Raw genomic sequence first — 12,117 nt, 5'->3', positions numbered from 1 at the left:
CCATGGCAAAACTTGCCAATGTATTTTTTAATTCGGGGTTATTATATAAAAAAATCAAGCTCAATTTACAGGCCATTGCGACACCATCATGGCTGTTGCCGTTCAGCTTGCCATCAACGCTTCGATATCGCTGACTGCTTTTGGCGCTTTGCTTGTCATAATATGATTGCCACTTGGGGTGATCACAATATCATCTTCAATGCGTATACCGATGCCTTTGAACTTATCATCAACTCTTGCCGATGCTGGAATATACAGTCCCGGTTCAACGGTCATCACCATACCTACTTGCAAAGGACGGTCGATATTATTAATTTTATAAATACCAACATCATGCACATCCAGTCCAAGCCAATGACCGAGGCCGTGCATAAAGTAGGTACGCCAAGTTTCTTTTTCTATATTGGCTGCAACCGAGCCGCGCAGAATATTCAGGTCAACGAGCCCTTGCACGATCACTTGAACGCAAGCTTGCATAGCTTGTGAAATAGTATTGCCAGGTTTAAGCATGCCCAAAGCCGCTTCTTGTGAATCTAATACCAGTTGATATAGCTGCTTTTGCGCGGGGCTGAATTTACCATTCACAGGAAATGTGCGGGTAATGTCAGCGGCATAGCCTTCAAGTTCACAACCAGCATCAATTAATACTAAATCGCCTGATGCAAGTTTCCCTGCGTTTTCGGTGTAATGTAAAATACAGGCGTTCTCACCACTACCCACAATTGTACCATAGGCGGGATAGCGAGCACCTTGCATTGCAAACTCATGATGAATTTCTGCCTCTAGCTGATATTCAAACTTTTCTGCTTGGCTAAACAGCATTGCTCTTACGTGAGCCATTGCTGAGATGTCAGCCGCACGCTGCATGATACTTAATTCAGCGTCCGACTTTAGTAAACGCATGGCATGTAAAATCGCTTGAATATCGTGCACACTGGAAGGCGCAAATTTGCTTTGTTTAGGTGAATTCCTGCACTCCCCAAGCGCTTCGTTTATAGTCGATTGAATACTCGGTTCAGCATCCAATGAAAAATAAATATGCTCATGACCATCAATAATATCGACTAACTCTTCATGAATATCATCAACATCAAAGGCTAAATCAGTACCTAGCTTTGCCGCCGCGTTTTCCACTCCTAAACGCCTACCATGCCAAATTTCAGCATGTGCATCACTGGGTTCAACAAATATCATTGACGATTTTTTACTCTGGGTAGTCAATGCATTAGAGATGTTTCGTGCAACTGAGCCATTCGACAAAATTAGAAACGAGTTGGGTTCATTGAAGCCCGTTAAATACCAAAAATCGCTATTTTGGCGAAACGGGTATTCAGTATCATTGCTTCTTGTCACGAGTGAACTGGCGGCAACTATGCAAATACTGTTGGGCTCGCATTGCGCTAGTAAGCAATCTCGGCGCTGCTGAAATTCTGCCAGTAATATTGTCATTCTTAAGCGGCTTCCCTTTACTTCGTATTTTACAGTTTTGATTAATGCATCATTGCTTGTCGCATCGTTAGTTTGCGTATCGTTAGTTGGTGCCCCCTAAACAAGTGGTAACGAGGGCTTTGCCGAATACCCGCTAGTCACTCTTTTACGTTCAATGCACCGAATTGGTCACATTTTCTGATTCGAGAGGTGATTTACCTAATTCATGGAAGCAAAGCATGGCAGTAATACGAACGTATTCCATGACCTCAAATAAAGCTTGCTCAGATTCTTCATCGTCCTTCATTTTTTCGTCCATGCGCGCAATTTCGGTAAAATCTTCTAATGCTTCTTTCACATCTTCAGAGCAACCAGTTAAGTCGGCTTGATGTAAACCAAAACCCAATAAAAAGCCATGTACCCAATTCAACAATGCACTGCCTCTGTCGTTAATCGGTGAGGCATCATCAGGAAGACAAAGTGCAAGTGTAAAATCAGGGTCAACGTACTGCTGACAAATTTCGTTAAATAACCCCACTATCTGAGTTTTGGCTTTACCACTAAAACCATCGCCTTGATTAACCACATCACTTAGTGCTTCAATCCAAGACTGGTCGTCAGCAGTCATGCCACCAGCTAACATGCCACACAAGATACCTTGTACTTCAGCAGCATCAACAATGATGTTTTCTTGAGAGAGCATGGCAGAAAAAGTTTCATAATCCGTAGAAGTAATTGACATGAATTCATCCTTTAGTCGATAATTGGGTATCGTAACAAATAGGTAATCAAAGTGGAATCTTCGTCGGTCTTTTTGGCGTCCACAATAAAATACTAAAAAACTGTTTTGAGAAACACTTCATTCATTCCTTAGTTTCCTGTAGTATTGCGTTCCCCTAGCGGAATTCGCAGGGGTCAATGCTTCCTGGAATGTTTGCGAATGCATTTCATGTTCCTTGCCGATGCTAAAAACTTAGGAAGTTGACATTATTACTATTGTGTAAGCTCGACTCGTATCGAGAAACCTGCGGTAATGTAGATACCTCCACCGTGTCCTTATCGGCACACGGACGAAAAGTGCATGGCGACATTTTGGGAAGCACCATTTCATTTTAAACACTTGATTGTACAAGGCATAACCATGGCAGTTTTTAACTTTGGCTCAATTAATATTGACCACGTGTATTCTGTTCCCCATTTCGTACAACCCGGCGAAACACTCTCTTCCAGCAATTACCAATCCATTTTAGGTGGCAAGGGAGCAAATCAGTCCGTGGCGTTAGCCAAAGCCAGTAGTCAAGTGTTCCATGTTGGTGCCATCGGAGCATCTGACCGTGGCTTTACTGAACAAATGAAAGAGGCTGGCGTAAATTGTGATTTCATTCGTAAAATGAGTGATATTGCTTCCGGTCATGCGATCATTCAGGTCACTCCTGATGCAGAAAACAGTATTATTTTATTTGGTGGCGCTAATCAAACAATCAGTAATGAACACATTGTTAGCGCGCTAGCAGAAGCCAAACCAAATGATTGGGTATTACTGCAAAACGAAACCAATGCCATCGAAAAGATAATTGAAGAAGCACACAAACGAAATTTAAACATTGCGTTTAACCCAGCTCCAATGACTGCATCGGTAAAACAACTGCCGCTTAATAAGCTAACATTATTGATTGTAAACGAAGTGGAAGCCGAGCAACTGACCGGTGAAAGTGATGTTGAAGCTATCAAAGTTTCACTCAAATCAAGTTACCCGACGACCAAAATTCTACTAACACTAGGCAAAGCCGGAGTTTGGTTTGTCGAGGGCGGTGTTGAGGAGTTTTGTGCTGCATTTAAAGTCGATGCAATTGATACGACTGCAGCCGGTGATACCTTCATTGGTTTTTTCTTGGCAGCTTATCAGTCAAACATGGCCATTGCCGAGGCCTTAAAGTATGCATGCGCTGCATCTGCATTAGCCGTCATGAAATCCGGAGCTGGACCTTCGATACCAAGCGTTGACCAAGTCACTGCTTTTTTACAAGCACAGTAGTCTTTGTGTGGGGTCGCTTATCGAATTTCAATTAGAATAATTAAAAGAGATTATTTGCGTTGAGCATATAATCATAAAAAAAGAATAGAGACAACTATGACATATAAAATATGACACACAAGATTATATTGGACACGGATCCGGGCATTGACGATGCAATGGCGATATTTTTTGCATTTCAATCGCCTGATATTGACGTATTAGGCTTAACCACTGTTTATGGCAATGTGCCTGCGACTATGGCAGCGAAGAACGCACTCAGTTTGTGTGAACTTGCTGAAGTAGATATTCCGGTATGCAAGGGTGTCGCGATGCCATGGGTTGGTCCTGAATCAAAGTATGCTCATTTTGTGCATGGCGACGATGGTTTTGGTAATATTAACCATCCTGCCCCTGTCGGCAAAATCGATCCTCGCAGCTCCGCTGAGTTTATCGTTGAAATGGCGCTTAAATATCCTGGTGAGATCACCATTGTGGCTGTCGGTCCTTTAGGTAACTTAGCGCTAGCACTGCGCCTAGAGCCAGACTTACCTAAGTTAGTAAAAGCGGTCAATATTATGGGCGGAGCCGTTTTTGTGCCCGGCAATGTAACCCCTGTTGCCGAAGCCAATATTTGGAATGATGCGTACGCTGCTGAAATAGTCTTAGGTGCTGACTGGACACTCAACATGTTTGGCTTAGACGTTACCTATGACCTTCCGTTTGCACCCAACTTTACCAACATTTTAGCGCAGAAAAATCCTAAACTAGGCGGCTTTGTAGAAAAAGCGGCTAAGTTCTATATGGACTTTTATTCTGCAGGCAAGGAAACCAGACAGTGCTATTTTCACGATGCGTTTCCAATTGCCTACATCGTCGACCCAACGTTGTTTGGCATGACCGAGGGCAATGTTAGAGTCTCCACTGATAAATTGAATCAAGGACAAACAAGCTTCGCTCCACATGGCTCCACGATCAGTCCTGACTGGTTAGAAGCTTCTAGCATCAATGTAGCCACAACAGTTGACCACCCTCGACTAACCGACTTACTTATTAACCGGTACGCTCTGTAACGTGCCGTGTAAACCTTGGCTGTTGATAAAGTGACTGCTGACTCTAAAGCAAAAAAAGCAAAAAAAGCAAAAATACGACGCTCTGAAACAGATGCTTTTGAAACAGATGCTCTTGAGGCAGATGCTCTTGAAGTAAGAAAGCGCTTGCGCAAGACGTTTCGCGACAAGCGCCTTTCTTTGTCAAGAGAGCAGCAAACACAGGCAGCACAAAAACTGCTTGAACAATTCCAGCAACTTACCTTGTTTCACGGTGCTCAAAACGTCGCTTTATATTTATCCTTCAATGGCGAAATTAATACGCAGCCGCTAATTGACTATTTATGGTCAATTAAATGTAGAGTATTTGTGCCTATTTTACATCCTTTTTGCAAAGGCCATTTACTGTTTCAAGAATTCAGTCAACACACACCAATGCATAAAAATAATTTTGGTATTTCACAGCCCAAGTTAGATGTTCAACGAGTATGCCCTTTAGAAAACCTTCACGTTTTATTTACCCCCTTAGTCGCCTTCGATTTAGCCGGCAATAGACTCGGAATGGGTGGTGGTTTTTACGACCGCACTTTAGCCGGCTTAGCAAATATGGAAAAGAATGACCAACCGATCGTAGTAGGACTCGCACACGATTTGCAATTAACGTCAACTTTACCCACAGCAACTTGGGATATAGGACTGCCTTATGTACTCACCTCAAACAAACTCTATTGTTTTTTGTAAATCCTTTGTATTCGCGCCTATTTAAGACTAAATTTAGTGTATTAACATTAGTTGTTTTATCGCCCCAACCGGTACTAATTGTAATGACAACCTAAGGATATTTAAGTGGACCAAAATCAGAAGAAAAAAGCGGCTGCTGAAGCGGCACTCGAATTCGTTAAACAAGACAGTATTGTTGGCGTTGGAACGGGTTCTACTGTTAACTTTTTCATTGATGCACTGGCGACTAAAAAGCATGATATCGCCGGCGCTGTTTCAAGCTCGGATGCCTCAACTGAAAGATTAAAGAACCTCGGAATTGAGGTATTTGATATGAATTCTGTCGACAACCTCGATATCTATGTAGACGGCGCTGATGAAATTACAGAGCACAAGCACATGATTAAAGGAGGCGGTGCAGCCTTAACTAGAGAAAAAATCGTTGCCGCTGTTGCTAAAACGTTCATCTGCATTATTGACGATACAAAGCATGTTCCTATTTTAGGTCATTTCCCATTACCCGTGGAAGTGATACCAATGGCAAGGTCTTATGTCGCTCGAGAGATCGTTAAATTGGGCGGTGATCCGGCTTATCGCCAAGGTGTTGTGACTGACAATGGTAATGTTATTATTGACGTCTACAACTTAGAAATTTTAAATCCCGTTGAGTTAGAAAAAAAGCTCAATAATATCGTTGGTGTCGTTACCAATGGCTTATTTGCTGATCGCGGCGCAGATGTTGTTCTTACGGGCACGGAGCAAGGTGTTATAAAGAGTTAATAATGCGCCAATTAAAACTGTGCAGTGTGGTTCTAATTTGTTATATTAGCATCCTCCTGCCCAACAGACGTCTAGATGTCTGAATGTATCTATATTACGAGTTAAGGTTTTTGCTCCATGACTAAAGTGTCACTCCCTAAAGAAAAAATTAAAATCTTGTTACTTGAAGGTTTACATCCCAGTACGCTTGAAACTTTACAAGCTAATGGTTACACCAATATCGAAACCTTAAAAACGTCACTGACTGAAGATGAATTGATTAAGAAAATCAAAAATGTTCATTTCATTGGTATTCGCTCCAGAACACAACTGAACGAAAAAGTCATTGCTGCCGCTAAAAAGCTAGTAGCCGTTGGTTGTTTTTGTATTGGTACCAATCAAGTTGATTTAAAAGCGACATTAATACGCGGTATTCCGGTTTTTAATGCGCCTTTTTCGAATACACGTTCGGTCGCTGAATTAGTGCTAGGCCAAATCATTATCTTATTAAGAGGCATCCCTGCTAAAAACGCAAAAGCGCACAGAGGTGAATGGGATAAATCAGCAATAGGCTCTTACGAGGCACGCGGAAAAACACTTGGTATTATTGGTTACGGCCACATTGGCACACAATTGAGTATTCTTGCCGAGCATTTAGGTATGCGGGTTCAATTTTATGACATTGAAGATAAATTAGTCTTGGGCAATTCAATTCAATTGAAATCGTTAAAACAACTACTCAATACCTCTGATATTGTTTCCCTGCACGTGCCCGAAACAACTCATACGCAAAACATGATCGGCGCAAGCGAACTGGCAGAAATGAAGCAAGGCTCTATTCTGATCAATGCGTCACGTGGCTCCGTCATTGACATCGATGCATTGGTCGCTGCACTTGAGTCAGGAAAGCTTAATGGCGCCGCTATAGATGTTTTCCCAGTTGAACCACAATCAAACAATGAAGCGTTTGAGTCTCCATTATGTGCTTTTGATAACGTCATTTTGACTCCTCATGTGGGCGGAAGTACACAGGAAGCGCAAGAAAATATTGGCATTGAAGTAGCTGGTAAACTGGCCAAGTATAGTGACAACGGCTCAACCCTATCAGCGGTGAATTTTCCGGAAGTGTCACTTCCTTCGCATATCAATCGCTCTCGCTTATTGCACATACACGAGAACCGCCCTGGCGTGCTTAGACAAATTAACCAAGCCTTTGCTGATCAAAACATCAACATTGCTGCTCAGTATTTGCAAACAATCGAAGAAATTGGTTATGTCGTTGTGGATGTTGAAGCAGATAGAGCGTACGACGCATTTGCTCAACTAGAAGCAATTGAAGGAACTATAAAAACCCGATTATTGCATTAGAGCTTAAGTTCGCTCGATACAAAAGCGATTGAGTGGCAAAATAAATTGACCATATAAAGCCAGCTAGCCTTTGCGCATCAGAGTAGCTGGCTTTTTTGTTTCCCTGCTCTTTACTTTGCTCTTTACTTTGCTCTTTACTTTGCTCACTACCTTCGACTCACACCTTTTGCCGCTTTAATAACACGAGTAGAAATTGAGGTTGTAAAACGATGCACACCGGGCAAACCACTAAGTTCTTCACGTAACAAGCTGTCTAGTTCACCAATATTGTCCGCCAACACATGCATAATGTAATCAAACTCGCCGGTAATGGCTTGGCACCAGTTAATACTGCGGTGTTTATTGACGGCTTGTTCGAAAGCTTTGTAATCCGCAAATTCAACAATCACTTGTACCAAAGCACGCACTTCTAATCCTAGCTTGTGTGGATTAATACGCGCACCATAACCTTCAATTACGCCTGCATTTTGTAGACGGTTGACGCGATTCCAGCAAGGTGTTTTACTTAATCCTACCTTTTCACCCAACAACGAAAAAGACTGCCTGCCATCTTCTTCAAGTAAACGAATAATGTGCAAATCTAAATCATCAAGAACGATACTCTTCATTTTTAATCACTTTTAGTAATTACGTTCTGCATAGTCTAGTTTCAATGAAACATAAAGAACAATGTTTTTTACAATAACGAATACTATAAACGTCACGTATATAAATTCAGAGTCAATAATGTTTCGCGAAAAATACAGCAAAGAATTGAACAATCCGCAAATGCTCGACTATGGCGTTTACTTGCAATGCGATAAATTATTGTCCTGCCAAAAACCCTTAGCTGAACTTTCCACCCATGATGAATTACAGTTTCAACTGGTGCATCAAGTAGAAGAACTGTGGATGAAGCAAATTATTTTTACGCTAATTGATGTGCTGGAAAAGATACAATTAAATAAGTCCATACCTATCCTTTCACAAATGCGACGGGTACACATGATCCAGCGCCTGATGATCCAACAATTAGATTTACTAGAAACCATGTCACCAAAAGAATATCAGCAGATTAGACTGCAATTGGGCAATGGTAGTGGTCAAGAATCTCCCGGGTTTGTTACATTGCTAAAAATGCCAAAGGATATTTGGCAACTGTTTGAAAAACATTATTTACATGAGCGAAAGCAAACCGTGCAAGACATTTATGACGAACAATTCAGCCATTGTGATGCCTATGCTGTAGCAGAAGCATTAATTGAATTTGACGAATTAATGCAGAAATTCAGATGGGATCACATGTTTTTGATCCGCCGCTCAATTGGCATTAATTCTAATTCACTCAAAGGGCGTCCTGTAGAAGTACTGCAAAACGGCGCACGTCAGCAATTCTTCCCTGAACTTTGGGATGTTCGCAGTCAAATGAGTGATACTTGGGGCCAAGAGTATGGCAAAGTACGTGATTCAATTAGTAAGAAAAAATAAAAAGCTCCGCATCAAGAATATTGCATAGCGGAGGCTTTGATAACACTGCTAATAGTACTGTTAATAATACTGTTAATAATACTGTTAATATCGCTAATAATGGCACTGAACCCAAGTTTTTCATGCCGAATGCTTAGCTTATTTGTCAGCTTTAGTGTTTAAAAGAACGTGTAAACCAAGTTAACCGAAGTTTCAGTATCTAAGTTATCACGAATGCCTGTTACATCTGAGTTGTGATCAAATTTGATTGCAACTTTCATTGACAATCCACCTGCGATTTTTGCACTCACCGCGCTTTCTGCGCGAGACTTAGTGTTATCAGCACCGACTTCTGTTGAAAAGGATTGTGTAAATTTAGCGGTCTCTGAAAGGCTATAAGCATAAGCAAAAGCACCACGAACAACCACACCGTTTTCTGATTCGGTTGTTAGATTACCATCGACATCAGTAACAAATCGGTCAGCGAATGAGTAACCAGGGCCGACACTGAATTCAAAGCTGCTGGTGTCGTCTTCCCAAAGCTTTTGGTTCCAACCAACAGCGAGTGTTGATTGATAATCAAATTCACTAAAACGGTCATCTTCATACGAGGCAAAGCCGAATAAACGATGATCAGGATTGTCTAATTTATAGTTAGCCTGAGCAGAGGCAAACTTCTTATCGGCTGAGGTTGTTTCAACACCATCTACTGTGTCCTTCTTATATAAAGCTTTGAAGGTATATTCATTACTCCACATCTCAAGCTCTTGTTTGGCGTTTAACGCAGCATTAGCGGATGTCGTTTCGGTGTTACCAGAGGTGAAGATGAAGCCAAGTTCACCATCCATTGTAAATGTTGCATCTTTTGCCTGTGCACCAGACGCAAAAAGACCGAGGGTAACCACTACCGATATAGTTAAAAGTTTCATAAATTTTTCCATATTGTGTATTTAAGATGCCTAGAAACAGCGAATAGCATAGCCTTAAAGAAAAGCGGGCAACATTTTATCGTTTTTTTTAATTTAGGCAAGTTAAAAAAACTGATAAACCAATGAAATGCTGGTTTCTGTGCTCAAATCTTCGTTTCTTTGCAGCGTTCCGTCGTTATAAATCATCACAAAAGACAGTTTCATTGCTAAAGATTCAATAATACTGGCGGTCAGCGTTGTTTCAGAGCGGGAGCGGTTTGTCTCCTGACCAGCCTCCGTGCTGATAAACTGTCTGAACCTTGCTGAGTCGCTCAAGGATAAGCGATAATCAAGTGAGGCTCTTATGATCATCTCGTTAAAAACACCATACGACTTTCGCTCATTCTCATCTATCACTTCTCTTTGTGCGTATGCATACCCTGGCCCAATACTATATCTAAATTGGCTTTCTTGATTTTTCCAAGCATGCGAGCTCCACCCTGCCGCAAATGCGCTTTGGTAACGGAAACCACTGAATCTGTCGTTGTTATATTCGGCAAAAATAAATAAACGATTATTTTTCGAAGGCAACTTATAATCTAGCTGTGCATTTATTAAAAATCGTTGTGCCGTGACGATAGTATCGGTAGCAGTTTTGTTCTGTTTATAAACTATTTCACTTTGATAACTGTTACTCCACCGCGGCAATTCATGCTCTGAAGTTAATGCAGCCTTAAACGTGCTTGTATTGGTATTGCCACTTGCAGTTAACACACCAAATTCACCGCTTAGTGATATACCTTGTGCCTTTTGTTTTAGTTTTTTTTCTTTCAGGTAGAGTTTTTTCAAGATGTCGCTAGACGCGTTCGCCTGAAATGACAAAATGAGACAAACACAAAAAAAGCCAATAAAGGCTGTTACTTTTAATCTAGGCATGTTTTTGGTAGAGCTATTTAAAGTTTACGAATTTATCAAGTTCGCAATTTTAGACGTTTCCGAACGCGAATAGCTGATAATCATATCATAATCTTCATCGGTCAAGCCAACCATCTCTATTGCTTGAAGATTAATTTGTGGAAGATTTTCCATTTTAATGTTGTCGCCTTCAACTTCACAAATGGCGATAGCAATGTAGAGAATACTTCCATCCAAACTCATTTTTTCACTTGGCGGGTGCTTCAACGTTTTCAGCGGTACAACTAATGACAGCGGTAATTTCCACTCTTCGATAATCAGTCCACTGCATTCTGGAAAGGTAAATCTAAAGTGTTTCATTTGTTTTGCTAATGGTGCCGCAATCTCTTCATCATTCTTAAACTTGGTGTAAGCCTGCGTGTGCTTACTTGCAACAATTAGCTCACTTAAAGATTGCAGAATACCCAACACAAAAAAACGTTCACTACCTCGTAACTGTTTTTGTTGAGCAATACTTTTCGCAATCACACCGCACATAACCGCTTTTTGCCAGTAGGCAGCAAAGTTGATAACCGATGAATTAAAAGTTTTAAATGCGATGTTTGCCGTTTCAGCAATAGAAATATTATAAGCCGCTTCACCCCCAATGACGTTCAGTGCTTTTGTCACAGTTTCAATTTGACTAGGAAATCTAAACAAGGCGCTATTCGCTAATTTTAAGATTTTTCCACTTAACGAAGGGTCAACAGAAATTAATTGAGCAATGTCAGCCATGTCTTTTCTGGGGTCATCTAGGGCGACCCTGAGATTCACACAAGTATCTGGAAGCGTAAATGATTTTGACGCAAATTTAACAAGAGGCTGCATTGGCATAGTTCCGGTCTTGATTTATAACGATATACCGATTATACCCAATACAGTTTTTTGAAGGGTGGTGTTGATAATACCTTGTTTAAGTAATCTATACCTTAAATAGCTAGCGTAAACCTAAGTTGATTATATGCTTAGTATTTATCACAATAAAAATAATAAATTAAAATAAATTAAAATAAATCTTGTTGTTCACCCAGCTTATTTTGTAGTTTGGGCTCAACTTTTTTACGCAACCATGCTTGTTTGCGGCGGTTACAAGCTTTCACCACTATTCTTTTAGTTTGATCATCTATTTGTAACCAATGAAGCCTCTCTTCTCGACTTCTAAAACATCCTTTGCAATAGCCTCGTGGCCCCGATTGGCAAACACCAATACATGGGCTCGGGATAGCAAAGAACTCTAGTTGCTGCATATCGCTCATAATGACCAATGTCTCGAATTAATAGGATACTTCATACAAACTCATCATTATTATTAGCACACAACTGGCTGATCTGTGAATAAAATAACAGCAGTAAACTCTGTGTTACGGGGATTATTACCTACATGGTACGACTTCTAGGGCTAAAAAGTGCTGTTTTATTTATTTTACATCGTTGTGGCTTTTCATGGGCCGTAATCTACAGCAGAATCTCA

The 12,117-nt window shown here is 40.9% G+C and carries 13 protein-coding genes and 1 other RNA gene; 7 read left to right on the top strand and 7 right to left on the bottom strand.

All coding sequences use genetic code 11. The features are described from left to right. Positions 1 to 102: 102 nt before the first annotated feature. On the bottom strand, positions 103 to 1,449 hold the full coding sequence (gene pepP / locus G399_RS0112545) for a Xaa-Pro aminopeptidase (protein ID WP_006012727.1): 1,347 nt from the start codon (positions 1,447 to 1,449) through the stop codon (positions 103 to 105). Between the two features lie 151 nt (positions 1,450 to 1,600). After that, on the bottom strand, positions 1,601 to 2,170 hold the full coding sequence (locus G399_RS0112540; RefSeq protein ID WP_006012724.1) for a UPF0149 family protein: 570 nt from the start codon (positions 2,168 to 2,170) through the stop codon (positions 1,601 to 1,603). Positions 2,171 to 2,347: 177 nt separating this feature from the next. Between G399_RS0112540 and ssrS the strand changes: the two genes are divergently transcribed. From ssrS to serA, 6 genes are all read left to right on the top strand, one after another. Beyond that, positions 2,348 to 2,531, top strand: a non-coding RNA gene (gene ssrS, locus G399_RS21670) — 6S RNA. 38 nt (positions 2,532 to 2,569) lie between these two features. Beyond that, positions 2,570 to 3,463, top strand: coding sequence for a ribokinase (locus tag G399_RS0112535; RefSeq protein WP_026843704.1), 894 nt, complete (start codon positions 2,570 to 2,572; stop codon positions 3,461 to 3,463). A 110-nt stretch (positions 3,464 to 3,573) separates the two neighbouring features. Further along, complete coding sequence (locus G399_RS0112530; RefSeq protein WP_006012718.1) at positions 3,574 to 4,515, top strand: nucleoside hydrolase; 942 nt, start codon at positions 3,574 to 3,576, stop codon at positions 4,513 to 4,515. A 15-nt stretch (positions 4,516 to 4,530) separates the two neighbouring features. Beyond that, complete coding sequence (locus G399_RS0112525; protein ID WP_006012715.1) at positions 4,531 to 5,232, top strand: 5-formyltetrahydrofolate cyclo-ligase; 702 nt, start codon at positions 4,531 to 4,533, stop codon at positions 5,230 to 5,232. A gap of 105 nt (positions 5,233 to 5,337) precedes the next feature. After that, positions 5,338 to 5,991, top strand: coding sequence for a ribose-5-phosphate isomerase RpiA (gene rpiA, locus G399_RS0112520; RefSeq protein WP_006012712.1), 654 nt, complete (start codon positions 5,338 to 5,340; stop codon positions 5,989 to 5,991). Between the two features lie 117 nt (positions 5,992 to 6,108). Further along, the gene (gene serA / locus G399_RS0112515) at positions 6,109 to 7,338 is read left to right on the top strand and encodes a phosphoglycerate dehydrogenase (RefSeq protein ID WP_006012711.1); all 1,230 of its coding nucleotides are present in this window, start codon (positions 6,109 to 6,111) and stop codon (positions 7,336 to 7,338) included. Positions 7,339 to 7,484: 146 nt separating this feature from the next. Here the strand turns inward: serA and G399_RS0112510 are convergent, their stop codons facing one another. After that, positions 7,485 to 7,946, bottom strand: coding sequence for an Lrp/AsnC family transcriptional regulator (locus G399_RS0112510; protein ID WP_006012709.1), 462 nt, complete (start codon positions 7,944 to 7,946; stop codon positions 7,485 to 7,487). Between the two features lie 118 nt (positions 7,947 to 8,064). Here G399_RS0112510 and G399_RS0112505 point away from each other — a divergent pair, with 118 nt between their 5' ends. Next, on the top strand, positions 8,065 to 8,805 hold the full coding sequence (locus G399_RS0112505) for a tryptophan 2,3-dioxygenase family protein (protein ID WP_006012707.1): 741 nt from the start codon (positions 8,065 to 8,067) through the stop codon (positions 8,803 to 8,805). Positions 8,806 to 8,963: 158 nt separating this feature from the next. Here G399_RS0112505 and G399_RS0112495 read toward each other — a convergent pair whose 3' ends face one another. From G399_RS0112495 to G399_RS0112480, 4 genes are all read right to left on the bottom strand, one after another. Further along, positions 8,964 to 9,713, bottom strand: a complete 750-nt coding sequence (locus tag G399_RS0112495; RefSeq protein WP_006012704.1) for a DUF481 domain-containing protein — start codon at positions 9,711 to 9,713, stop codon at positions 8,964 to 8,966. A gap of 102 nt (positions 9,714 to 9,815) precedes the next feature. Continuing rightward, positions 9,816 to 10,541 carry a DUF481 domain-containing protein gene (locus G399_RS0112490; RefSeq protein ID WP_226988987.1) on the bottom strand — a complete coding sequence of 242 codons (726 nt, stop codon included), beginning with the start codon at positions 10,539 to 10,541 and terminating at the stop codon, positions 9,816 to 9,818. 111 nt (positions 10,542 to 10,652) lie between these two features. After that, on the bottom strand, positions 10,653 to 11,474 hold the full coding sequence (locus tag G399_RS0112485; protein WP_006012699.1) for an HDOD domain-containing protein: 822 nt from the start codon (positions 11,472 to 11,474) through the stop codon (positions 10,653 to 10,655). 176 nt (positions 11,475 to 11,650) lie between these two features. Continuing rightward, positions 11,651 to 11,902, bottom strand: a complete 252-nt coding sequence (locus G399_RS0112480) for a DUF1289 domain-containing protein (protein WP_006012697.1) — start codon at positions 11,900 to 11,902, stop codon at positions 11,651 to 11,653. Positions 11,903 to 12,117 lie beyond the last annotated feature (215 nt).

The sequence above is a fragment of the Brumicola pallidula DSM 14239 = ACAM 615 genome, assembly GCF_000428905.1.
Lineage (GTDB): Bacteria > Pseudomonadota > Gammaproteobacteria > Enterobacterales > Alteromonadaceae > Glaciecola > Glaciecola pallidula.
Note: the sequence above shows the minus strand (reverse complement) of the source record. Positions and strands in the feature narration are given on the sequence as shown.

Excerpts from the sequence above, each read along its gene's own strand:
- pepP (WP_006012727.1), bottom strand. The coding sequence starts at position 1,449 with ATGACAATATTACTGGCAGAATTTCAGCAGCGCCGAGATTGCTTACTA.
- G399_RS0112540 (WP_006012724.1), bottom strand. The coding sequence starts at position 2,170 with ATGTCAATTACTTCTACGGATTATGAAACTTTTTCTGCCATGCTCTCT.
- G399_RS0112535 (WP_026843704.1), top strand. The coding sequence starts at position 2,570 with ATGGCAGTTTTTAACTTTGGCTCAATTAATATTGACCACGTGTATTCT.
- G399_RS0112530 (WP_006012718.1), top strand. The coding sequence starts at position 3,574 with ATGACACACAAGATTATATTGGACACGGATCCGGGCATTGACGATGCA.
- serA (WP_006012711.1), top strand. The coding sequence starts at position 6,109 with ATGACTAAAGTGTCACTCCCTAAAGAAAAAATTAAAATCTTGTTACTT.
- G399_RS0112510 (WP_006012709.1), bottom strand. The coding sequence starts at position 7,946 with ATGAAGAGTATCGTTCTTGATGATTTAGATTTGCACATTATTCGTTTA.
- G399_RS0112505 (WP_006012707.1), top strand. The coding sequence starts at position 8,065 with ATGTTTCGCGAAAAATACAGCAAAGAATTGAACAATCCGCAAATGCTC.
- G399_RS0112495 (WP_006012704.1), bottom strand. The coding sequence starts at position 9,713 with ATGAAACTTTTAACTATATCGGTAGTGGTTACCCTCGGTCTTTTTGCG.
- G399_RS0112485 (WP_006012699.1), bottom strand. The coding sequence starts at position 11,474 with ATGCAGCCTCTTGTTAAATTTGCGTCAAAATCATTTACGCTTCCAGAT.
- G399_RS0112480 (WP_006012697.1), bottom strand. The coding sequence starts at position 11,902 with ATGAGCGATATGCAGCAACTAGAGTTCTTTGCTATCCCGAGCCCATGT.